21 protein-coding genes are annotated in these 23,185 nt (G+C 68.8%); 6 read left to right on the top strand and 15 right to left on the bottom strand.

Annotated features, from left to right (window positions below):
- Positions 1–17 precede the first annotated feature (17 nt).
- The 5 genes from ACIPV5_RS05110 to ACIPV5_RS05090 form a co-directional block, all read right to left on the bottom strand.
- The gene (locus tag ACIPV5_RS05110) at positions 18–668 is read right to left on the bottom strand and encodes a hypothetical protein (RefSeq protein WP_400340168.1); all 651 of its coding nucleotides are present in this window, start codon (positions 666–668) and stop codon (positions 18–20) included.
- Positions 669–722: 54 nt separating this feature from the next.
- Entirely contained in the window at positions 723–1,922 is a 1,200-nt protein-coding gene (locus ACIPV5_RS05105; RefSeq protein ID WP_150115149.1) for an O-antigen ligase, read from the bottom strand.
- Positions 1,923–1,983: 61 nt separating this feature from the next.
- Positions 1,984–3,309 (bottom strand): hypothetical protein, encoded by a 1,326-nt coding sequence (locus ACIPV5_RS05100; RefSeq protein WP_400340166.1) that lies wholly within the window; start codon positions 3,307–3,309, stop codon positions 1,984–1,986.
- A 37-nt stretch (positions 3,310–3,346) separates the two neighbouring features.
- Positions 3,347–4,576 carry a lipopolysaccharide biosynthesis protein gene (locus tag ACIPV5_RS05095; protein WP_400340164.1) on the bottom strand — a complete coding sequence of 410 codons (1,230 nt, stop codon included), beginning with the start codon at positions 4,574–4,576 and terminating at the stop codon, positions 3,347–3,349.
- A gap of 106 nt (positions 4,577–4,682) precedes the next feature.
- Positions 4,683–5,861 (bottom strand): glycosyltransferase, encoded by a 1,179-nt coding sequence (locus ACIPV5_RS05090; protein WP_400340162.1) that lies wholly within the window; start codon positions 5,859–5,861, stop codon positions 4,683–4,685.
- A gap of 162 nt (positions 5,862–6,023) precedes the next feature.
- Here ACIPV5_RS05090 and ACIPV5_RS05085 point away from each other — a divergent pair, with 162 nt between their 5' ends.
- Entirely contained in the window at positions 6,024–6,485 is a 462-nt protein-coding gene (locus ACIPV5_RS05085) for an adenylyltransferase/cytidyltransferase family protein (RefSeq protein ID WP_053098689.1), read from the top strand.
- A gap of 49 nt (positions 6,486–6,534) precedes the next feature.
- Here the strand turns inward: ACIPV5_RS05085 and ACIPV5_RS05080 are convergent, their stop codons facing one another.
- Positions 6,535–6,927 carry an SIP domain-containing protein gene (locus ACIPV5_RS05080; RefSeq protein ID WP_056276678.1) on the bottom strand — a complete coding sequence of 131 codons (393 nt, stop codon included), beginning with the start codon at positions 6,925–6,927 and terminating at the stop codon, positions 6,535–6,537.
- A gap of 108 nt (positions 6,928–7,035) precedes the next feature.
- On the opposite strand from ACIPV5_RS05080, the gene ACIPV5_RS05075 reads away from it, so the two are divergent.
- The 3 genes from ACIPV5_RS05075 to ACIPV5_RS05065 are packed head-to-tail and all read left to right on the top strand — an operon-like array spanning position 7,036 to position 10,518.
- Positions 7,036–7,299, top strand: a complete 264-nt coding sequence (locus tag ACIPV5_RS05075) for a glutaredoxin domain-containing protein (RefSeq protein ID WP_053098687.1) — start codon at positions 7,036–7,038, stop codon at positions 7,297–7,299.
- Between the two features lie 38 nt (positions 7,300–7,337).
- Positions 7,338–8,726 (top strand): MFS transporter, encoded by a 1,389-nt coding sequence (locus ACIPV5_RS05070; protein ID WP_400340159.1) that lies wholly within the window; start codon positions 7,338–7,340, stop codon positions 8,724–8,726.
- Positions 8,727–8,763: 37 nt separating this feature from the next.
- Complete coding sequence (locus tag ACIPV5_RS05065; protein ID WP_400340157.1) at positions 8,764–10,518, top strand: aldehyde dehydrogenase family protein; 1,755 nt, start codon at positions 8,764–8,766, stop codon at positions 10,516–10,518.
- Between the two features lie 24 nt (positions 10,519–10,542).
- On the opposite strand, the gene pip is transcribed toward ACIPV5_RS05065, so the two are convergent.
- Complete coding sequence (gene pip, locus ACIPV5_RS05060) at positions 10,543–11,505, bottom strand: prolyl aminopeptidase (RefSeq protein ID WP_171821979.1); 963 nt, start codon at positions 11,503–11,505, stop codon at positions 10,543–10,545.
- Between the two features lie 9 nt (positions 11,506–11,514).
- Positions 11,515–12,396 (bottom strand): neutral zinc metallopeptidase, encoded by an 882-nt coding sequence (locus ACIPV5_RS05055; protein WP_056276671.1) that lies wholly within the window; start codon positions 12,394–12,396, stop codon positions 11,515–11,517.
- A gap of 50 nt (positions 12,397–12,446) precedes the next feature.
- Here ACIPV5_RS05055 and ACIPV5_RS05050 point away from each other — a divergent pair, with 50 nt between their 5' ends.
- Entirely contained in the window at positions 12,447–13,436 is a 990-nt protein-coding gene (locus ACIPV5_RS05050) for a malate dehydrogenase (RefSeq protein WP_072590671.1), read from the top strand.
- A 52-nt stretch (positions 13,437–13,488) separates the two neighbouring features.
- Positions 13,489–13,959, top strand: a complete 471-nt coding sequence (locus ACIPV5_RS05045) for a recombinase family protein (RefSeq protein ID WP_056276664.1) — start codon at positions 13,489–13,491, stop codon at positions 13,957–13,959.
- A 25-nt stretch (positions 13,960–13,984) separates the two neighbouring features.
- Here the strand turns inward: ACIPV5_RS05045 and ACIPV5_RS05040 are convergent, their stop codons facing one another.
- The 7 genes from ACIPV5_RS05040 to ACIPV5_RS05010 are packed head-to-tail and all read right to left on the bottom strand — an operon-like array spanning position 13,985 to position 23,139.
- The gene (locus ACIPV5_RS05040) at positions 13,985–14,737 is read right to left on the bottom strand and encodes a hypothetical protein (RefSeq protein ID WP_056276661.1); all 753 of its coding nucleotides are present in this window, start codon (positions 14,735–14,737) and stop codon (positions 13,985–13,987) included.
- Positions 14,737–15,948, bottom strand: a complete 1,212-nt coding sequence (locus ACIPV5_RS05035; RefSeq protein ID WP_400340154.1) for a hypothetical protein — start codon at positions 15,946–15,948, stop codon at positions 14,737–14,739. The genes ACIPV5_RS05040 and ACIPV5_RS05035 overlap by 1 nt, the downstream gene beginning before the upstream one ends.
- Positions 15,948–16,244: a hypothetical protein gene (locus tag ACIPV5_RS05030; protein ID WP_053098679.1), complete on the bottom strand. Its 297-nt coding sequence runs from the start codon at positions 16,242–16,244 to the stop codon at positions 15,948–15,950. Before ACIPV5_RS05030 ends, ACIPV5_RS05035 begins: the two co-directional genes overlap by 1 nt.
- Positions 16,241–16,543 (bottom strand): SAV_915 family protein, encoded by a 303-nt coding sequence (locus ACIPV5_RS05025; RefSeq protein WP_053098678.1) that lies wholly within the window; start codon positions 16,541–16,543, stop codon positions 16,241–16,243. Before ACIPV5_RS05025 ends, ACIPV5_RS05030 begins: the two co-directional genes overlap by 4 nt.
- A 19-nt stretch (positions 16,544–16,562) precedes the next feature.
- The gene (eccCa, locus tag ACIPV5_RS05020) at positions 16,563–20,537 is read right to left on the bottom strand and encodes a type VII secretion protein EccCa (protein WP_230100959.1); all 3,975 of its coding nucleotides are present in this window, start codon (positions 20,535–20,537) and stop codon (positions 16,563–16,565) included.
- Complete coding sequence (locus ACIPV5_RS05015; protein ID WP_053098676.1) at positions 20,534–21,778, bottom strand: FHA domain-containing protein; 1,245 nt, start codon at positions 21,776–21,778, stop codon at positions 20,534–20,536. The genes eccCa and ACIPV5_RS05015 overlap by 4 nt, the downstream gene beginning before the upstream one ends.
- Entirely contained in the window at positions 21,775–23,139 is a 1,365-nt protein-coding gene (locus tag ACIPV5_RS05010) for a hypothetical protein (RefSeq protein WP_053098675.1), read from the bottom strand. Before ACIPV5_RS05010 ends, ACIPV5_RS05015 begins: the two co-directional genes overlap by 4 nt.
- Between the last annotated feature and the right edge of the window lie 46 nt (positions 23,140–23,185).

The raw sequence follows: 23,185 nt of genomic DNA, 5'->3' as shown, positions 1-23,185 counted from the left end.
CGTCCGACGGTGACGACCTAAGGTCGAGGACCGACGAAGACGACGTTTGGCGCAGCGGCCAATATATCGACAGTAACACGCACGTCCCCGTCAGGAGAAGAGGGAACTGCAAACTGGTATATCGCATCCGCGCTGGCGCCTGCCGGGATGGAATCCGGCCACACTGTGGTGCCCTCGCCGGTCAAGCCCGCCGCGGGAAGCCGGTCGTCCCCGCCATAGGTCAGCGTGACGTTCGCCCCCGCCGTGTCGACGGGCGCATCCGAATCGTTCGTGAGGCGGACAGTCACCTGGATCGCCGGCCCGCTGGGCTCGCCCGGGATGTCGTTGCCTGCGGTGATCGACTCGATCGTCGTGACTTCGGCGACCACGCCGTCGACCGCGGGGGCGGGTTCGTCGAGAGGCACCTCTTCACCGTCGCCGGGCTTCGCGACGTCGTCGGTGGCACCGGGCGTCGGAGTCTCGAATTCGGTGGGCTGTGGTGTCGGCGTCGGTCCCGGTGTGGTGGTGACCCCCGGTGTGGTCGACGCGCCGGGCTCCCCCTGACCTGAGTTGCTGTTCGCGATCACGCCCCACACGATCCCGCCGATGAGGAGCACGGCGACCACGCCGACGATCGTCCATCCACGCCACCCCATCCGCCGCTGCGGACCTCCGACCGACTCAGTCACTGGCCTCTCCTCCGCGCCGGGTCTCCGCGTCGACGACACGGATATTCCGACATTCTAGGTGAGACTCGCCTGTCGCGACCGGCGCCCGTCCACCCGATCGTATTCGGGTCCGACAGGGTCATCGGCGTGCCTGGAACGATGGGTGAGCAATGAGGCCACGACGAAGAACAGGATGAAGGCAGTCGCACTGTCGATGAGACCGCTCTCCGTGACGGAGCGGATGATGACCAGCGTCAGCAAAGGCGTGATGAGCCATCGGCGCCGAGATGAGATCAGCGCGCTCGCCACGCACCACACGATCAGCGCTCCGATCAGCGCGGTGCCGATGAGCCCCGTCTGGGCGAGCAGCGAGGCCCAACTGCTGTCGAGCACCTGCTCGTCACGCCATTTGATATCGACCGGGATCTTCTTGGCGGAGAGGCCGATTCCGATCCACTTCTGCCATTCGCTCCAGTCCCATCCGATCACGACCCTCCACACGTCGAAACGCGAGTCGAGAGCGGTGGAGGTGTCGTTCGACCCTGCTCGGGTGGCGAGGCTGCCGAAGACGTCGGTGAACGACCCGATCGCGTAGCCGAGTGGAAGAGCGCCGAGAAGAAGGTAGACGACGCTGCGGTCCCGGATGCCGTTGACCACCACTGCGACGCCGATTCCGACCACGATCGCGAGCAGGCCGGTGCGTGATCCGCTCGCCACGGCGATGCCGACCAGGAGGACGGCGGCGAGCAGCCGCCAGACCCGCACGCCGTTGCGCAGCATGAGGATGACGAGACCGACGATCGGCGCCGCCACAAGGCCGGCGAGTTCGTTCGGGTGGATCTCGGGGATACCCCCACCGAGACGACCGCTCGCCGCCAGGCTCGGCAGTCCGGTCACCGCCGCGACGACGGCCACTGAGGCCATCGCCGCGAGCAGGCACACGATGCTCGTCACCCACGGCACCGTCGTGAGGAGGAAGAGGATCGTCGCCATCACCAGGAACATCCTGCCGACGAGGACGATCGTCGCAGAGTCGTTGCCCGCGAGAATCGACCCGAGAACACTGACGAGCAGCGCGACGGCGATCACTCCCGCGGGTGCGATACCGACGGCGACCCGCTCGCGCGTCCTCGCCGCCAGCGCGACCGTCGCGGCGAGCGCGAGAAGCGCGATGAACGCCTTGGCGACAACCACCCCATCCGCGCCGCCGGAGTAGATCGTCGCGCTGCGCCAGGGGATCACGCTCACGATGATCAGCACATAGAGAGCCCCCACCACCGCCACTCTCGCCGCGCTGGGATGGTGCGCGGACTGCTGCCGAGGCGGGCGCTGAAGATCAGTCGGAGCGAGCATGCGAGCCTCCGGCGCCCGCGGCGACGGTGTCGCGATCGGAGACTCGCCACGACTCGGCGATCGAGCCCAGCGACCGAGACCCCGTGTGCAGCATGACGACGCCCAGAGGGCGGACGCCCATGACCCGCAACCGTGTCGCCACGGCGACGAGGTCGGTCGCCGACGTCGAGTTGTGCCTCACCGTGATGATGAGACCGGCGCCCGGGCCCATGAGCTGTTCGATGAGCGCGGATGCGCCGGGTTCGCACACGACGATCACCACGTCGAAGCTGTCGTGCATGGAGCTGACCAGCTCGGGGAGCTCGGAGACGAGCCTCTCGAGCGTGATGGGCTCCGCGGCGACGAAGACCGCTCTCTTGTCCTCATCGTCCGAGATCGTCGCCCCGTCGAGCACCTCGTTCAGGGTGTGCCCATGACCGGCAACGTGGGCCTCGCGGGTATCGATGACACAGGCGGTCGCGCCGATCAGACGCTGCGCTTCGAGCATCCCGGTGACCGCATCGTCGTCGATCGCTCCGTCCGAGGCGGGGACGAGCACATGCGTTCGCATGCGCCCTCCGGCGAGCGCCACGAGGTTCCCGGCCGCCTCCTCGTATGCGACGATCGCGCCGGAGCCGTCATCGGGACGGAGTCGACTGCGCCGCGGAATCTGCCCGATGACCGGGAGACCCGAGGCGCGCCGCACGTCGGAGATGGTCCGAAGCCGACGGTTCGTCGTCGTGCGATAGACCGCGATGATGGCGCCGAGCGCGAGGCCCGCGATGCCGCCGAGTCCGGTGATCGCGGTCACCTGAGGCGAGATCGGCGCAAGGGGAGCGACCGCCGGGAGCACCTGATCGAGTGCCACGGTGTACCGTGCGTCGTCCTCGTCGTTCTCGGTCTCGCCGATCAGCTCCGAGAGATGCGTCGCGGCCGAGTTGGCGATGTCGGTGGCGAGCTCAGCGGTGGGAGCATCAGCGCGCACCACGAGCAGCACCGTGTCGGCTGTGTTCTCGGCGGACAGCATCTGTCGAATGTCACGGTCGGTGTACTCGTCCTCGTCGAGGTCGAGTTCTGCGCGCACCTTGTCGATCACCTCGGGGCTGTCGACCAGCGGCGGATAGGACTTGATGCGGGCGAGGCTGAACTGATTCCGCTCGAAGAGAGATGCCTCGGTCGAATCGACACGGAGCAGCAGTGTCGACGTGGCCGCGTACGTCTCGGGCAACAGCTTCGTGACGAACCACCCCATGCCGGCACCGAGCACCGCGAGTACGACGATGACAACCCATCCCTCGCGCAGGATACGTCCATAAGGGACATCTTCCATCGCCAACCCCCTCAGCCGAAGACAGGGCCTAAACCTATCATTCACGGTCCTGTGCTCTGTCACCACGCGGGCTGCCGGGGCCACGACCCGCGACGACCAGCCAACGCAGTCCCAGACCCCCGAGCAGTGATGCGACGGCGAGCGCGAACGGCAGCGTCGACGGTTGCGCACCCAGCGCGATCATCACGATCACGGCCGCGATCGCGAGGATCGTGTCGGAGAGACGGATCACGAATACCGCTACCTGGCGACCGGCGACCGCCCCCAACGCCCCGTACGGGGTCACGACAGCGACGGACATTCCGTAGGCCAGCCACGCGATCACAGCAAGCGGGTCGACCTCGACATCGAACAGGAGCGGACTCACCCACGGGATGAGCACCACGGCGATCGCGCTCATCACCACCGTGCCTGCGAGCAGGAAGACCACGACACGGTCGGCCTCGCGTACGGATCCGCTTCCGCCTGCCTTGTGCTGGTCGGCGAAGCGCACGAAGAGGAAGGACGAGAGCCCGCCTATCACGAGGATCAGCGGAGAGGTGTAGGTGCGAGCGGCCTCGAGCAGACCGACGGCGGTGAGCCCGGCGCCGGCGAGCACCAGCAGACGCAGCACGGTGAACAGGCTCGGGCGCAGCACCTGCTGAAGCCCACGCCACATTCCGTACCGCCAGACCGCGGCCATGTCCGCACCACGGAGGCCCACGAGACGCCTGTCGCTCCGAGGTGACAGGAACCAGCCGACGAACGTCGCGACGATCTGTCCCGCGGCGATGCCGCCGAGGAAGGCGGCGAGTGTCAGGGTGCCCGTGACATGCACCGTGAGGATGATGGCGAGCGCGACGACGAATCCTGCGACGTCGGTGATCGCGGTGCGGATGAACAACAGATGCGCGATCAGCATCCGCCGGACGATCTCCTCGACCGCGAACGCGGCGAGGGCAAGTGCGAACAGCGCGGATTCCGCTGCGTCAGAGAATCCGGTGAGCCAGGCGATCAGGAAGGAGCCAACCGCCAGCACCGCGGATGATGCGAGCAGCATCGCCTCGAGGCCTGCCCTGATCGGGCGCTGCGAGCGGTCGAGCACCACGAGGGAATCGCCGACGAGGCCGGTAACGACAGCGGTGGCGACGATCACCACCCCGTACAGGATCGCGAATCGGCCGTACTCCTCGATGCCGAGCAGTCGGGCGACGAGGATCTGCAGGAGCAGACCGATACCCGCCTGCGCCGCCTGCGCGATTACGGCCCCCAGTGCCTTGCGCTTCATGTCGCCTCCCCGCCTGACATCCTCGCACGCCATCGACGTCGCTCGATCCCGGCGTCGGAGCGCGGCCATCCGCAGCACCGGCGGCCCCGGTCGTACGCTCTTCGGCTCAGAGCTCGCCGGGCTTCATCGCCTCGGCATCGATCGCCCGTATGATGCGCAGCGTCGCCGTGTCCGGCTTCGGCTCCCCGTCCTCCGTCGCCTCCTTCGCCCGCCGCTGCGGCGCGTAGACCACGAGGGAGTGGAAGAGGAATCGCGCGAAGAAGGCGACGATGAGCGACAGCCCCGTCGCGAGCACGCTGGAGATATGCCAGGTCTCGACCATGAGCGCCATCACGGGGATCCGCAGTGCGGCTTCGACGTTGTTGAAGGTGAACGACGCGGCGAATCGGCCGCCCAGTCCGCGTGCGTCCGTGCGCATGTCTGCGAAGACGAACCGCTCCTGCAGGAGGAAGTTGCCGATGATCGTGACCTCGGCGCCGATGATCGCGGCCCATATATAAGGAACACCTGCGGCGGTGAGCAGCCACATGATCCCCAGGTTCGCGGCCGCGCCGATCACTCCGATGATCGCGAAGAGCGACATCTTGCCGAATCGGAGTCTGGCCAGGTGCGCGACGAAAGTCGCCCCCTGACGCAGGCTCGCCTTGGAGGTCCCGTGACGACGCTCGCCGAACTCCATCGGCACCTCGGCGATGCGGAGGTCCGTGCGAGCGAGGATCTCGAGGAGGATCTTGAATCCCTGCGGCTTGAGGGCGGCCAGGTCCAGACGCGACCGGTCGACGAGGAAGAACCCGGTCATCGGATCGGTGCTGCGGGCGAGACGGATCGGGAACATCGCCCGTGTCAGCCAGGTGGCCGCCCTGGAGACACCGAAGCGGACCGCCGTTCCCAAGCCGCTCGTGTCGCCGCCGCCGATGTATCTCGAGGCGGCGACGAGATCGGCACCGCCTTCGCCGTGCCTTCCCAGGAGAACGGGAAGCAGCTCGGGCGGATGCTGCAGGTCGCCGTCCATGACGATGCAGAGATCGTGCTGTGCGGCCTCCAGCCCGACGACGACCGCTCCCCCGAGCCCACCGGTGTTGTCGGCCCTGTGGATCACGCGCACGGGCAGCGAAGCATCGGCTGCCACCCGCTCGACCTCGGCGGCCGTGCTGTCTGTGCTGTCGTCGACGAACAGGATCTCGGCGTCGTACGCGGCGAGCGCGAGCGCGGTGCGGGCCACCAGTTCAGCGACGTTGTCGCGTTCGTTGAAGGTCGGCACGATGACGGTGACCGCTGTCCCCACTGTCCGCCCCCTTCGCCTGTACCGGCATCACTGCGGACTCCATAGTTCCATGTGTTCCTATGCGTCGGGAAACCGCGACCTGCTAGAGTGACGGGATGCGGCTGTGGGAGTCGCTGGGCGGATGGGGATCCGCCTCTGGGGAAATACTGATCTGGGGAGATCATGGGGACGCGCATCGGCTATGCCGTGGGTGCTTTCGACCTGTTTCACGTCGGGCATCTCAACCTTCTTCGTCACGCCAAGCAGCACTGCGACATTCTCGTCGCCGGTGTCGTCAGCGATGAGATGCTGCGGCAGGTGAAGGGCATCGAGCCCGTCATCCCGACCGTCGAGCGGGCGGAGATCGTCCGTCACATCTCGTTCGTCGATGATGTGTACGTCGAGACCACGCCGTCGAAGATGGATTCGTGGCGAGACGTGCAGTTCACGCACTTCTTCAAGGGCGACGACTGGCGGGGCACCGAGAAGGGCCTGCGGCTCGAGAGGGAGTTCGGGGAGGTCGGCGTCGAGGTCGTGTACTTCCCGTACACCGCGCACACGTCGAGCTCGTCGCTGCGTCGTGCGCTCGATGCGATCAGCGCAGGCGCGACCGTCGGCGGCGCTCCTGCGCTCGCGACGCGCTGACTGCCCCTGACTGACGGCGGGGCGGGCCCGGGCCGGACCCTGCCGTCAGTCAGTTCGCGACGCCGAGCAGGCTGCGCGCCATCCGTGCGACGTGCGGCGGCGTGTGCGCACCGAGCCAGACCGTCCATTGCAGCGCCGGCTCCGCGCACGTCCACTCGACGCACCAGGAGTGCACCGCGTTCGCGAGGCGCTCGCCTTTCGCATGCTGACGGGCACCGTCACCGCGCAGCAGCCACCGCACGGACACTCCCTCGGGCACGTCGATGTGGCGGAACTGGATGCGAGCGGCCGCCTCGATGAGGATGACCCCCTCGGCATCCCACGGCATGCGAGCGGCGATGGCGGCGATGGCCCCGGCATCGGTCGAATCACCCGCGATCAGCACGACTCCCTCGATGTTCTCCCAGTCCGGATCCTCGAGGTGCTCGCATGCGCTGTTCATACGCCCGAGTATAGGTAAGGGTACCCTTATCTATCAATGGCGGATCAGTCGCATCGCCGCATCCGCCGTCTCGGCGCCTGCCCAGCCGAGCGGCTCTACGCTGGATACATGACTTCTCCTGCAGACTCCGCCATCACGATGTTCGGTGCCGATTGGTGCCGCGACTGCATCCGCACCAAGAAGCAGCTCGACTCCCTCGGCGTGGAGTACACCTATGTCGACCTCGTCGCCGACCCCTCCGCGGCCGACGTCGCGAAGGAGATCTCCGGTCGCACGAACATCCCCGTCGTGGTCTACCCCGACTCCTCGCACCACGTCGAGCCGTCGAACGCGGACGTCGAGTCGAAGCTCCGCGAACTCTCCCTGATCTGACCTGAAGCGGCCTCGTCGCGCACCGATACACTGGCGCGATGAGCACCGCGGCTCGGCCCGAACGGGCGTCCGTCCGCCTGCCCGTTCGCACGGTCGCCCTGTACGCGATCGGCTCGCTCGGCACAGGCGGCTATGCCACGCTGCCCGGGCTCGTGCTGACGTACTTCCTGACCGACAATCTCGGCGTCGCCGCACTCGCGGCCGGTCTCATCGTGACCGCCGCGAAGATCTGGGACGTCGTCATCGACCCCCTGATCGGCGCAGCCTCGGACCGCCAGTACGCGAAGACCGGTTCGCGTCGCGGACTCATGGTCGTCGGCGCTCTGACACTCCCCGTGTTCTTCGCGTTGACCTTCGCGGTGCCGCCGGCGTGGGGGCCCCTCGCCGGCGCGGTGTGCGTGCTGCTCGCGTTCCTCGCCACCGCGACGTCATTCAGCCTGTTCCAGGTGCCCTACGTCGCGCTGCCCGCCGAGCTGACGTCAGGGTACGACGAGCGCACCCGCTTGCTCGGGTGGCGCGTGGTCGTGCTCACCGCATCCATCCTGCTCTTCGGCGCCGGCGGACCCGAGTTGAGACGCGTGACCGCCGACCCCGTCACGGGATACCTGCTGATGGGCGTCGTCGCCGGCGTGCTCATCGGCGTCGGCATGCTCATCGCATCGCGGACAGCCGATGCGGCCGCGCGGAGCATGGCCGCGGCTGACCGACCGAAGGCCCTCGTCCCCGTGGGCCTGCGTGAGCAGTACGCTGCGGGCCTGCGCACGTTGCGTCGCAGCCAGCCCTTCCGCGCACTGCTCGGCACGTTCCTGCTGCAGGCTCTCGCCACCGGCACGATGCTCGCCGGCGCGCAGTACGTGGCCACCTGGGTGCTGCGCTCGGAGGACGCCGTCACGCTGGTCTTCCTGGCACTCGTCGGTCCCGCCCTGGTGGCGACGCCCGGCTGGACGATCGTGGCGCGACGCCTGGGCAAGGAGCGGGCGTTCGCGATCGCGAGCGGGGTCTTCCTGACCGCCGCCGCATCGCTCGTCGTCGCGGTCTGGACGCCGGGAGCATGGATGTACGGCTCGATCGCGGTGGCGGGCATCGCGTACGCCGGACTGCAGTCGCTGCCCATGGCGATGCTCCCCGACGTGATCTCGCACGATGAGCGGCACAGCGGGCGCGGGCAGGCGGGTACCTTCACGGGAGTGTGGACGGCGGGAGAGACCATCGGGTTCGCGCTCGGAGCGAGCGCTGTGTCCCTCACCCTCGCCGCGACGGGCTACGTGTCGAGCGTCGCAGGTGCCACAGCCTCACAACCGGATGCCGCGATCACGGGCATCGTGCTGGCGTTCAGCATCCTGCCCTCGTTCCTGATGGCAGCGAGCCTGCTGACGCTCCGCCACTACCGTCTGCGTCGCGCCGACATCGACACCCGACCGGAGTAAGCGACATAAGCTGGGATCCCGTCCGAAGGAGACGCCGATGACTTCTGCGACAACGCCCGCCGCTTCGACGGCGAGCCCCGAGCTGGGCGAGGCCGAACGCACTCGCCTCGACACCGCGATCGAGGACCTGCACGCCGGCACCCGAACCTGGGCAGCGCTGACACTGGCTCAGCGGGTCACGCTCCTGCGGGCCGTCCGCTCGAGCGTCGCCGCCGCTGCTGAGGACTGGGCGCACACCGCAGCCGCCTCGAAGGGCCTCGACGCCCGGCATCCGCTGCGTGGCGAGGAATGGCTCAGCGGTCCCTACAGCGTTCTTGGCGCCCTCGACGCCTACATCGAGACCCTCGCGCGCCTCGCGCACGGCACCAATCCGCTCGACGGGATCACGATCGACCGCGCCCCGGGTGGACGCACCCGCGTGCATGCCTTCCCTCTCACGGGCCTCGATCGGTTCCTGCTCTCGGGCTACACGGGCGAGGTCTGGCTCGAACCCGGGGTGACCCCGAACGGCGCACGCGCCGCGGCCGGACTGGCCCAGCGCACACCCTCGGAATCGGGAGGCGTGGGGCTCGTGCTCGGCGCCGGCAACATCACCTCGATCCCCGTGCTCGACGTGCTCTACGAACTGCTCGCGCACAATCGCACGGCGCTGCTCAAGGTCAATCCGACCCAGGATGCGCTGGTGCCCGTCTACAAGCGGGCGCTCGCACCGCTCATCGGCCCAGGACTGCTGCGCATCACCCGTGGCGGGCCCGAGGTCGGCACCTACCTCACCGGCCATTCCGGCCTCGCGCACGTGCACATCACCGGATCGGCCGCGACCTTCGACACGATCGTGTGGGGCACCGGAGCTGCCGCCACCCGGCGACGCCGTGAGGACCGCCCGCTGCTGAAGAAGCCCATCACCGCCGAGCTCGGCGGAGTATCGCCCATCATCATCGTGCCGGGCGAGTGGACCGACGCCGATCTCACGTACCAGGCCGAGCACGTCGCCACCATGCGCCTGCAGAACAGCGGCCACAACTGCATCGCCGGACAGGTCGTCATCATGTCCTCCGACTGGGCGCAGGCCGATGACTTCCGGGCGGCCCTCCGCCGCGCCTATGCGAACGCTCCGGAACGACCGATCTGGTACCCGGGCTCCCCCTCGCGGATGCACCTCGCGACCGACGCGTACCCCGATGCCCTCGTGCTCGGCGACAGAGTGCTGGTCGAGGTCTCCGAGGGCGACGACGCCACGGCGCTGCAGAGCACCGAGTACTTCGCCCCGGTGCTGGGCGTCGTCTCGCTCACCGGAACCGGTCAGGAGTTCCTCGACTCGGCGGTGGCCTATGCGAATGACCGGCTGCAGGGGACCCTCGGGGCGAACCTGCTCATCGAGCCGTCGACTGAGAAGGCCCTCGGCGCCGGATTCGACCGTGCCATCGCCGCCCTGCGCTACGGGTCTATCGCGATCAACGGCTGGACCGCCTTCGGCTTCATCACCCCGACGATGACCTGGGGAGCATTCCCCGGCAGCACGATCGCCGACGTCGGCAGCGGCATCGGAGTGGTCCACAACGCGCTCCTGCTCGACCGCGTCGAGCGCTCGGTGATCCGCGGACCGTTCCGTCCCTTCCCCCGGTCGCTCCCGGTGGCGAATGGCGGCGGACGCCTCAGCATCCTCCCGAAGCCGCCGTGGTTCGTCTCCGCGCGCACGGGGGCGACGGTCAGCGAAGGGCTCACGCGATTCCGCGCCGACGGCGGTCTGATCCGGCTGGTGAAGACGCTGACTGCGGCTCTGCGCGCCTGACGCGCTCCCTGTGGCCGCGAGCCGTCAGGCCGAGAAGCGGTCGGTCGCGGCACGCAGCGCTCGCTGGATGCCGGGCTCCGTCGCCGAGTGACCCGCGTCGTCGACCACGACGAACTCCGCCTCCGGCCAGGCCACGTGCAGATCCCACGCCGTCATCATCGGCGTGCACACGTCGTGGCGTCCCTGCACGATGACCGTCGGGATATGGCGGATGCCGTCGACACCGTCGATCAGCTGACCCTCGCTCCACCATCCGCGATTCACGAAGAAGTGATTCTCGATCCGGGCGAAGGCGATAGCCGTGTCCGGGTCTGACATCGCCTCGATCTGCGCGGCGTCCGGGCGAAGGGTCACGGTCGACGCCTCCCACCGTGACCAGGCCACCGCCGCCGGACCATGCACCGCAGGGTCGGCGTCGAACAGACGCCGGTGGTAGGCCTCGATCATGTGCGAGCGCTCGAGCACCGGAATCGGAGCGATGAACTCCTCCCACAGGTCGGGGAACAGTGCGGCAGCCCCGCCCTCGTAGAACCATTCGAGCTCTGCGCGCCGAAGGGTGAAGATGCCTCGCAGGATCAGCTCGCTGACGGCATCCGGATGAGCCTGCGCATAGGCGAGTGCGAGCGCGCTACCCCACGATCCCCCGAACACCTGCCACTGCTCGACGCCGAGGTTCTTGCGCAGCAGCTCGATGTCGGCGATCAGGTGCGCGGTGGTGACGAAGCGGAGGTCGGCGTCCGGCGCACTCGCGTGCGGGGTGCTGCGCCCGCAGCCCCTCTGGTCGAGCAGCACGATGCGGTAGACCTCCGGGTCGAAGAATCGTCGCTGCCAGGGCGAGGTGCCACTGCCCGGTCCGCCGTGGAGGAAGACCACGGGCTTGCCCTCGGGGTTCCCGCTGACCTCCCAGTACATGCGGTGTCCGTCACCGACGAGCAGCTCGCCCGTCTCATGGGGCTCGATGGGCGGGTACAGCGCGTCCAGGTCCATCGCGCCTGCCTACAGCTCTCCGCCGGACACGGTCAGCGGCTGCTCACAGACGTCCAGACCGTTGGTGTATCCCTGGGCGAACCAGGCCTTGCGCTGCACACTCGTGCCGTGCGTGAAGCTCTCGGGATTGACGGTGCCGGACGACTGCTGCTGGATGTTGTCGTCGCCGACGGTGTTCGCGGCGTTCAGGGCGTCCTCGAGCTCCGCCTCGGTCGGCGGCAGGAGGTAAGGAACCCCGTCGGGGTCCTTCTCCTTCGTCATCTGCCCGATCCACGCACCCGCATAGCAGTCGGCCTGCAGCTCGACGCGCACGCCGTTGCTGTCCGGCCCCGTGCCGTTGTTCGGGTACCTGTCCATGACGCCGGTGATGTACTGGATGTGGTGTCCCCACTCGTGCCCGACGATGTACAGCTGGGCGAGGTTGCCGGCGGATGCTCCGAACTGCTGCTCCATCAGATCGAAGAACGTGGGGTCGATGTAGACCGTCTCATCCGGCGGGCAGTAGAAGGGACCGACCGCGTTCGACGCGGTGCCGCAGGCGGTCGAGGTCGCTCCATCGACCACGATCAGCTGCGGCGGCCGATACGGATCGATGTAGTCCTCCCAGTAGCCGTCGAGCGCCAGCTGGGATGCGGCGACACGGCAGTCGACGTTCTCGTTGGCATCCTCGCCGGTCTGGCAGTTCTCGATCACGCTGCCCCCCTGCGGCTCCGTCCCGCCACCGGTCGTGCCGCCGCCCAGGAGGCCGGTCAGATCGATGCCGAGCAGGGGTCCGGCGATCAGGGCGATGATGCCGAGCAGGCCGACGCCGCCCGCTCCGGCTACGACGGCACCACGGCCACGTCGGCGGGCCGTGTTGCCGGAGACGTCTGCGTCAGGGTTGAAGGTCATGCCACGAGGGTACTCTGCACCACGGGCTCGCACCGTCGTAGGCTCGAGGCATGACGACCACCATCACGCTCACGGGTGCGGGCGGACAGATCGGCTACGCACTGCTCTTCAGGATCGCCGCGGGAGACCTGCTGGGCCCCGACGAGAAGGTACGGCTGCGGCTGCTCGAGATCCCTCAGGGACTCGGCGCCGCCGAGGGTGCGGCCCTCGAACTGCAGGACGGCGCCTTCGGACTGCTCGAGCACGTCGAGGTCACGGACGACCCGGCCGTCGGCTTCGACGGGTGCGATCTCGCTCTGCTCGTCGGCGCGAGACCGCGCGGGCCGGGCATGGAGCGCGGAGACCTGCTCGCGGCCAACGCCGGCATCTTCGGCCCCCAGGGTGCCGCGATCGCCGCCCATGCCGCGGATGGCGTGCGGGTCACGGTGGTCGGCAACCCGGCGAACACGAACGCGCTGATCGCGTCGGCCTCGGCGGACGGCGTTCCGGCCGAGCGATTCGCGGCGCTCACCCGGCTCGACGAGAATCGCGCCAGAGCCCAGCTGGCACAGACGCTCGCCGTGCCGGTCGACACCGTGCGACGTGTGCCGATCTGGGGCAATCACTCCGCGACGCAGTTCCCCGACGTCTCGCACGCGACCGTCGGCGGCAGGCCCGTCGCCGATGCGCTCGAGGCCATCGTCGGCGATGTGCCCACGTGGCTCGAGCAGACCTTCATCCCCCGGGTCGCGAAGCGAGGTGCCGAGATCATCGAGGTGCGCGGCTCATCGTCCGTCGCCTCCGCCGCGAACGCCACGATCGAGCATGTGCGCGACTGGGTGCGCGGCACCGACGACTGGACCTCGGCCGGCGTGGTCTCGCATGGCGAGTACGGCGTGCCCGCCGGCCTGATCTCGTCGTTCCCCGTGCGGTCGGTCGACGGAGAATGGCAGATCGTCGAGGGGCTCGAGGTCAGCGAGTGGGCCCGCACGCGCATCGATGCCTCGGTGGCCGAGCTCGTCGAGGAACGGGACGCGGTCACAGCCCTCGGGATGCTCTGAAAGGTCACCGCTCCGGCTCCGCGCAGGGCAGAATGGATGCCGGAGGTGCGCGATGAGCGAGACGATCGATCCTATGAAGGCGACGGCATCCGTCGACGAGGCCCTGACGAGCCCGCTGCATCTGCCGCACGCGGCTGCGGAGTGCCCCAAGTGCTTCACAGAACTGCAGCAGAATCGCGACTTCTGGCTCGCACGCCCTGACGGTTCACGTCTGGTAGGGCTCGTGGTCTCCCGCGAGGGCATGCCCTCGGTGGTCGAGCAGCGCGACGATCTCACGCGTTTCGGGGTGCCGATCGAAGGATTCCGGCACCCCGCTCCCGACATCCTCGAGAGCTGGAGCGATCGGCTGTCGCGATTGATCAGCACACTGAAGCCCGGTGACGTCCTGGTCGTGGCGAACATCAACGCTCTCGGCCGCGACTCCGAAGAGGGCGCACGTACCGCCAAGGAGCTGCGTCGCCACGGCATCATCGTCAAGGTGCTGAGTCACGACGCGCGTCATCTGGCCGACGCCACGCGCTGAGCTCGCGGGTTCACATGTCTCGCGCTCAGAAGTCTCCCGAGCGAAGTCGAGCGAGAGTTCCCGCTCCGATCTCGGCGCGGGCCTCGGGGCGTTTCCCGTAGAAGGAGACAAGTTCCGCGAGGATCACCGGATCACTCGCGAGATCGCGCGTCGCCCACGAGGATGGACGCGTCGTCGTCGTACGGACGACCACGCGATCGCCCTCCAATGATGCAGCCGAGATCTCATCCCAGGCCGCATTCACGCGGTTGCGTGGAATCCGCAGCTCGACCCCGTCACGACGCAGGGTGAGGCGATGGCCGTCGAGAGGACGGAACCACGAGCGCACGCCGACGGTGAGCAGGATCAGCCCGATCACCGGCACGCCCAGCAGAGTCAGTATCGTCATCCGTTCGGCAGGAACGGTGAAGATGCTCCACGCCCATCCGGCGAGGAGCAGCGCTCCGGCTGCGACGAACGCGCGCAGCGGCCAGACGACCTCCGCCGCACCGCCGAACACGACCGTCGATCCGTCGACCGCAACCCGTACGACCCTCACCCGTTCGATCCGGAGATGAGCGGTCAACAGCCACGCCGCGACGCCGACCGCCAGCACGACCCCCGATCCGAGGAGCTTCATGGCCGGGGCGGGGTCGGCCAGCAGTGTGACCGCATAGAAGACGACTGCTGCCGTGAGCACGACGCCGAGCACCACCAGCCCCGTCGTCGACCCCTTCTGGCCCTGCCATCCGGCATGGCCGGGAACCCAGACGGTCTCCGCGGTCTTCTCCTGCCCCATCACCCGAACAGACCCTTCCACGCCTTCCCGACGCCGTCACCGACGTCGCCGACGAAATCGGTGGTGTTCTCCCACGCGTCCTCGGCGAAGTCCGTGGTCGCGTCCCATGCGTTCTCCATCCCTGCATCGATGGACTCCCGCACGTCCTGCGGCACCCAGCTCTCGTACGCCCAGACAGCGCCGGCGCCCACTGCCACCGCAGCCCCGCCGACGACGACCGCAGTGCCCCAGACCGGCAGAGTGATCACGCCCGCCGCGGCGAGAGCCGCGACGCCGGCGGTGGCAGCGATGCCGCCGACGACACCGCCGCCGATCTCCACAGCAGTGGAGGAGGGGTCGTCACCTGTGGACATGTCGGAACCCAGGTTCCAGATGTCGATGCCCCAGCCCACGACCGGCAGCGCCTTGCCCGCTCGGGAGAGTCGCCGAGCGAGGTCTTCCGCCTCGTCCGCCGCCCAGCGCATTCCGCCGGGGTTGGCCGCCTCCGCAGCCGCCTTCACAGCCGGGTTCCCGGACCGCAGCTCGCGCACGAAGTCGGAGGCCCCGAGGCGGAGATCCTCCGCATGGGAGACAAGGTCGCTCGCCGTCGTCTTCCACGCGAGCGCCTGCCCTTCGAGGTAGATCTTCGGAGCCTCACCGCCCGCCTCGTGGAGCCCGGCGAGGATCTTCTGTGCGGTGGACTGCGTCGGGAGCCCATCGAGGAAGCCGTCGAGATTCTCGCTGATCCAGACTTCGAGCTCGCCCCACCACGAACCGACGTCCTCGGCGATCTTGTTGTACAGGTCGATGCGGTCGAGGTGCTGCTGCCACTCATCCCAGTACGGATCGTCGCGCGTCGCAGGACACACGGGAATCAGGGAGACCGGCCGACCGATCACCATTCCGTTCACGGGGAGCCCCTCACCGCGGGCCTTATCCCGATGCGCGGCGAAGTCCTCCTTCATCCGCTCCAGCTGGCCGGCGTACGAGCGCAGCTTCTCCGCCGCGTCGCGCGCCAACCCTGCGATCTCGTCCGCCGCGTCCGTGGTTCGCGACAGGATGGTGACGTAGTCGTCAGCCGATTCGCCGTACCAGTGCGATCGGACGCCCGTGGGGATGAAGCTCGTCGTGCGGGACGACCCGTCGGCCGCGTCTTTCAGACCGGGATCGAGCCACTCCGCAGCCGCCCGCACCTGCGCGGCGTCACCATGGGTGGTCGTGTCGATCGTCATCAGAGGTCCTCGACGATCGTCGCGACCGGGGTGAGCTGATCGATCACGTCCTGCTCGTTCGTCGCGGAATCCTGTGCGATGGCACGGACGATCTCTCCGAGCGTGCCGTTGATCCGGTACAGCGCGTCGACGCCGTCACCGACCCGCATCATGATCGCCGCCACCGCATCGGAAGCGAGGCCACCGTCGACGGCGGTCGGAATGGCGGCGAGCTTGCCTTCGATCGCCTCCACGGCCTCCTCATGCATGCTCGCGTGGACGGCCATGACCTCCGGGTCCATCGCGATGCGAGTCATGCGATCGCCCCGTCCCGTCGATACGACGCGGGCACATCGAGATCGAAGATCACGACGTCGTACGGCTGCGCGCGTTTGATCTCCGCGAGGTCCTCGGTGCGCACCAGGATCCACGGCTGCCGTTCGCCCGCAAGCGTCAGCAGCCGGTCGAGCGCCGTGTATGCGAGGAGAGCGAGTCGCCCGTCCTTCAACTCCCTGATCTCGACGAGCTGCGCCTCCGGAGTCGACGTCACGCTCAACGGCAGATAGAGCACGGGCGGCACCATCGGCTGAGACGGCGTTAGGGGTTCGAAGGTCATGACGGCCTCTCTCTCGGTCCTACTGGTAGCTCGGCGGCACCCACAGCAGCTGGGCGGCGACCAGCCCGCGGTCTCGGCTGACGATCTGGGCGCGCCCCGGAATGGCCGGGATCGCCTTGACCTTGCCGATCAGCTGGCCCTCCTCGGGGTTTCCCGAGAGCAGGATGCCGGTGGCACCCAGGTCGGTCATCCGCTGGATGATCGGATCGTAGGCCGCGCGGCTGGCTCCGCCGGTGCGACGCGTGAGGATCACGTGGAGCCCGAGGTCGGCGGCCTGCGCGAGCAGAGGCGCGAGCACAGCGACCGGATTGCCCTGCGACGTCGCCACGAGGTCGTAGTCGTCGATCAGCACGAAACCTTCGGCGCCCTTCCACCACGACCGGGAGCGCAGCTGGTCGGGTGTGACATCGGCGCCGGGGATGCGGCTCTGGAAGAACTGCGCGAGCTCGCTCATCCCGCCCTCGGTCATCTCGTGCGACGTGAGGTAGGCGCCGAGATACTCCTGCGGTATCTCGCCCAACAGCGCTCGGCGATAGTCGACGACGAAGATCTTCGCCTCCGTCGGGCCGTAGAGACGCGTGATCTCATGCACGACACCACGGAGCATCGACGACTTGCCCGAGTCGGCGTCGCCGTAGAGGTAGAGCAGAGGCTCTTCGAGCGGATCGATCGAGAACGGGGCCAGGTTGGCCTCGTCGATTCCCAGCAGGATCTCGCGGGGTTCCGAGCCGTCGGTCGAAGCGGCGGCGGCGACCGCTCGCAGATCGGCGTGGCTGATGCGCGACGGCAGCAGACGAAGCTTCGGACCCGCGGGGCCGTGCCACGCTGATGCCACCCGGGTGACCAGGTCGTCGATGCCGTCGGCCAGCGAGGAGGCGTCATCGACACCGTCGATGCGCGGCAGTGCGGTCAGCATCTGCAGGCCGTTCTCGTTGAGTCCGCGGCCCGGGATCGACGTGACGTTCTCGGCGGCCTTGCGGTTGACCTCGGAGTCGGTCGGATCGCCGAGGCGCAGCTCGATGCGGGTGCCGATGAGGTCCTTGATGTTGGCTCGGACCTCCATCCAGCGCGACGCCGTGATGACGATGTGCACACCGTAGGTGAGGCCGCGCGCGGCGATCGCCTGGATCTGCGGTTCGAGCATCTCGAACTCGGCACGCAGTGTGCCCCAGCCGTCGACCAGGAGGAAGATGTCGCCGTAGCCGTCGTCGGCGAGGCCCTGGGCGCGGCGCTGGCGGTAGGTGTCGATCGAGTCGATGCCGTTCTGACGGAAGTACACCTCGCGGGCGTTGAGCAGGCCCGTGACCTCGGCCACCGTGCGACGCACGATGTCGGGTTCCGAACGCGTGGCCACCCCGCTGATGTGCGTGAACCGCTGCAGGCCGGTGAAGCTGCCGCCGCCGAAGTCGATGACGAAGAACTGCACCTCCTGCGGAGTGTGCGTGAGCGCCAGCGCGACCAACGTGGTGCGGGCGAGGGTGCTCTTGCCGCTGAGCGGAGCGCCCACGATCGCCATGTGACCGGCCGCCCCTCCGAGCGAGATCGCGAGGTTCTCGCGTCGCTGTTCGAGCGGCACGTCGACGATTCCCAGCGGCACGGTGAGTGCGCCGGCGCCCCGCCAGCGCGGGGAGATGAGACCGAGGGCGGGGTCTTCGACAAGGTCGCCGAACAGCTGGTCGAGCGTCGCGGGCGTCTCGAGCGGCGGGAGCCACACCTGATGGGCGGCCGGTCCTCGACCACTCATCGTCTCGACGGCGATCTCGAACGTGTTGCGCTTCTCTTCGGGCTCGGCGTCGACGACGACCTCAGGCTCGTCGACGGGCGTCTCGGCCCGCCACACGGGTGCTGCGGTGAAGAGCTCGACCGCTGTCGACCCGGTGCTCTGCGCAGAGCCCGATGTCGCGCGGCGCCGGCGGCGGGGCGGAGGCCCGGACACATAGGCGGCGCGGAACTGCGTCATCGTCTCGGTGTCGGACTTCAGGATTCCGGCACCGGGCTGAGTGGGCAGGTGGTACGCGTCAGGAACTCCGAGCACGGTGCGCGACTCGGCGGCCGAGAACGTGCGGAGGCCGATGCGGTACGACAGGTGCGTGTCGAGACCGCGCAGCTTGCCCTCCTCCAGGCGCTGCGAGGAGAGCAGCAGGTGCACCTGGAGCGAACGTCCGAGGCGACCGATGTTGACGAACGTGTCGACGAACTCCGGCTTCGCCGACAGCAGCTCCGAGAACTCGTCGGCGACGATGAGCAGAGCGGGAAGCGGAGCGAGGTCCGTGCGTCCGCCACGGCGGGCCTTCTCGTAGTCTGCGACGTTGGCGAAGGGCCCCGTCGCCCGCAGCAGCTCCTGACGGCGGACCATCTCGCCTTGCAGCGCATCCTGCATACGGTCGACGAGCGAGATCTCCTCGCCGAGGTTCGTGATGATCGCCGAGACGTGGGGCATGTCCGCCATACCGGCGAAGGTGGCACCACCCTTGAAGTCGACCAGCACGAAGTTGAGCTGCTCGGGAGAATGCGTCATCGCCAGCGCGAGCACGAGCGTGCGGAGGACCTCGGACTTGCCCGAACCCGTCGCACCGATGATGAGGCCGTGCGGGCCCATGCCCTGCTGGGCCGATTCCTTGATGTCGAGGATCAGAGGGCTGCCGTCTTCGGTCTGCCCGATGGGCACCCGGAGACGGTCGCGCTCGAGACGCGGGGCCCACGCGGCATCGAGATCGAGATCGCGGACGTCGGGAAGGCCGAGCAGCTCGACGAGCTCCGCCTGATCCGTCGCGCTCTTCTTCTTCGCGATGGTCGTGCCACCCGCGTAGAGGGCGATGAGTCGACGCGCTGTCGCCTCGGCCTCGACGATGCTGATCGAGTCTGCTTCGAACGGACGCGCGGGAACCTGCAGGCTGACCAGCTCGGCTCGGCGACCCTTGTCCCCCGGCTCGAACGCGATGCGCAGGGCGTTCGGATCGTCGAGATCGCCCCACCGTGAGGGGAGGTCGATCACGGTCACACCCTGCACGCCGTCGCCGCTGACGAGCGCGTCGTTGAAGGAGGTGCTGACCCCATCGGTCAGGATGACGATGTGCGGCACCTTGGCACCGGATCCGTCGCGCGCGAAACGCGACCGCTCCCTGACCTCGGCCGGAAGCATCTCCTCGAGCTCCGACAGCTGAGAGCCGATCATGCGCGCAGCGCCGAGTCCGTCCCTGACCGTGCGCGAGTGCGTGTGCGGCATCCACTTCGCCCACTCCCACTGCGGGAGCACCGCCGCGTCCGCCGCGATGACGACCTGCACCGTGTCGGGGTCGTGCATCGTCGCGAGGTGCAGCAGGATGGCGCGCGCGAGGCCGCGGGACTCGGTCTCGTCTCCCGTGATCTCGACACGGGCGTAGTCGCGCAACGTGATGCCGAGCGAGAGGTTCTTCTGGATCTCGTGCGTCAGCATGAAGCGGTGCGCGGCAGAGGCGGCGACCGGGTCGAGCTGGGCGAGCGGCGGCAGCTCCGGTGCCTCGAGCGAGATGCACAGCGGCTGGTCGCTCGTGCCGACACGTACCGTCAGGAAGTCGGGATCGTTCATCCCGCGTTCCCACACCCTGGTGCGCTCTTCGGCGATGTACGGCAGCGCCGACGGTGCGGGGAGGTGCCAGTTCGCGGCACGGCGCTGCTGGCGAGCCGCGACCCGCACGGTCTGACGCAGCTCGGTCAGGTAGGCGAGATACTCACGGCGCGAGCCGAGCGTCGCGGCCTGCCGCTGGGATCGCTGACGCCATCCGTTCACCGCCACGAAGCCGAGCGACGACAGCAGGAACATCCCGCCGGTGAGCAGTCCGGTCACCGACTGGTTCGACATCGTGACCATGACGATCGCGCCCACGCTGCCCAGCATCGGCAGGAGGGATCCGAGGATTCCCATACCGCCGTCATTGGGCTGCAGCTCGGGCGGCGCCTGGACGGGGAGCTTTCCGGAGGGGACTCGGGGCGGCGCGAGACGGGGTCCTGTCATGCTCTCTCTCCGGCGCTGCTGTCGGTGGCCAGCAGGAGGCTGATGGTGAAGCTGCGATTGCCGATGCGCACCCGGTCGGCGTCGTCGAGCAGAACGCGCTCACCGGCGACGAGCTCGGTCGTCTGCCCGTCGTCGGATCGGATGTCGGACCCGTTGGTGGAGCCGAAATCGGTCACCCAGGTTCTGCCGCGCGAGTGCTCGAGCCGGAGGTGCGTCTTCGACACCGAGGAGTCGGGGTCGGTCACGGTCACCAGCCGATCGTCGTGCACACTCGCCACCGGCGCGCGACCGATGTTCGCCGCCAGAGGGAGCCCCAGCTGCACGCGCTGGCCGGTGTCGAAGATCAGGAGCAGCGCCCCGGACTCGGATGCCGGGGTCGGAGCATCGGAATGCTGCGCAGCCGCCGGGGCGACGGTGAAGAGCGGCTTGTCGTCACCCTGGGCCGCGGGGGCGGGCTTCTCGGTGCGGTGCGAGGCCGCGCGGGCGTCGGTGGGCTCGGAGTCCTCGTCGACGACGGACGGATGGGCACCGAGAGGCACGACCTGCGGAGGAGCGAGCGGAGTGGCGACCTCGGCGACCGTCGCCTCCTGCGGCGCATCGGCGGGCGCCCGAGGCGGGACGGCGACGACGACCGTGCCGGCCACGCGATCGGCCCACGATTGACGACGTCCGCCACGGTCCCATGCGCTCGAGGCGACGACGACCCAGCTGCCGACCGCGACGAGGAAGCCGGCGCCGGTGATGATCCCCCGCACGAACTGGCGCCCCACGCCGGGCGAGTACGGCCGGTCGCCGCGAGACGCGCGCAGACGCAGCACGGCGTTGCCCAGGGTGAGTCCTGTGCGCGCTTCGAGCACGCACAGGAAGATCGCGAGCTCGGCGACCGTGAGGCCGGCCAGCAGCATGCTGCGAGTGGTGATGAGGACGATGGACGCGGCGAGGATGACGGCGGCGCTGTCGAGCGTGAAGGCGGCGATCCGCGCCCCGGTCCCCGCGGGCGAGCCGACGAAAGCCGGACCGAGCCCGTCTTCGGGTCGTCTCGTCCTGGCGCGTGTCGAGACGATCGGAGTGGGGCTGGGAGGCGCGGATGCGGACCGGAGGGGCGCGCCGTCGACACCGGGGGCCGCGGCGATCAGCGCCGGCGGGAGCGCAGGGACCTCCCCGAGCTGGCCGGGTCCGGGCTGGACGGGCGGGATCGCTCCACCGCCCGGCCAGGACTGTGGTTCACCGTTCCCGCTCATCCGGCCATCATTCCACGAACGAGGGACAGCACATTCGCGTAGAGCAGCGCCGCGGGAAGGGCGAGGGCGACGGCGAGCCATTCGAAGGCGTCACCGAAGCGCGACCAGATGAGCGAGCTCGCACCGCGGGAGACGGGGATGATCACGGCGACCGCCGCGAGGCCCACCGCGAACAGGACGGCGGCGCCGAGCACCTGGAAGCCGGAGCCCAGCGCTGCGGCCGCCTGCAGCCCGGCGACCACGGACACCACCGCCGCCGCCGCACGCGGGAGCCAGCGGAGGATGCGCGACGTCGTGTGCCGAGGGGTCAGGAGGAGTGCGAGCGCGACGCAGACGAGGAGTGCGATACCACCCGAGATCACGAAGGGGTCGTCCGGCCACGGGCGCAGGAAGGCGAGAGGAGCCATGAGCGCGGCGACGACGCTGAGCACTGCTGTTCCGGCGATGAGCCGGGCCGAGGAGTCATCGACGACGGCGATGATGCGCTCGGGCCGCAGCAGCCCGACCGACTCCGGGATCGCCCCTCGGACCGTCCACCGGCTGGTCATGAAGTGCTTGTAGTCGATGAAGTACCCCTCCGGGAGGTTAACCAGGCTGCTGGGCAGTGCGCGCAGCCCGAGCGGCACGAGTCCGAGAGAGATGGCTGCGGCCTCGGCGGGGCCCCATCGCAGGAGCAGCGAGAGCCCCCAGACCGCCGCGAGACCCACGAGGAGCACCGTCGCCGTTCCGGCGGCCGCGCGCATCGGACGGGCTCGGGCAGAGACGGCGATGACCGAAGTGGTGATGCCCGCGGCGAGGAACCCGGATGCGGCAGAGAGGTGCGCACTCGCGTCGAGCTGAGCCGGGATCAGGAGCGCTCCGGCCGAGAACGACAGGAGGACAGGCGCGAGGACGCCGAGGATGCCGCGCACCCCCGCTGCGGAGTCCCGGCGCGACCATGCGACGGCACCGCTCACGGCGCCGACCACGAGGAGGAGACCGATCAGGAGCCTGAGCAGCGGATCTCCGGCCCCCTGGGCGAAGACCGCGACGAGCAGCAGTCCGCTGACGCCGAGCATCCACCATCGGGCGCCGTGGTCCGCGCGCGAAGGCCGCTCCGGCGCGCCCGTGGCTCGCGCCTGCGGCGCGAGTGCCGTGCGGTCGATCAGCGCGTAGAGGCCTCCGTCGATGAGGTCCTCGCATTCGGTGTCGCCGGGGATCTCGAATCCGCCGGGACCGATCGTCGCGAAGCGATCGGCCGTCGACAGTCCGCTGAGGACGAGCGCGTCATCGAGGGTCTCGTCGAAGGGAAGCGAGAGGTCGAAACGACGGTCCTCGCTCTGAAGAACGATCCGACGCCGTTCTACCGTTTCGACTGACATACCTGAACCCTATCGACCGTGTGCGGCTGCTCACTCCGCGGCGTGA

The organism is Microbacterium sp. NPDC090014, from assembly GCF_044748285.1.
GTDB lineage: Bacteria > Actinomycetota > Actinomycetes > Actinomycetales > Microbacteriaceae > Microbacterium.
The sequence above is the reverse complement of the archived record's forward strand: the minus strand, read 5'-3'. Positions and strand labels throughout refer to the sequence as shown.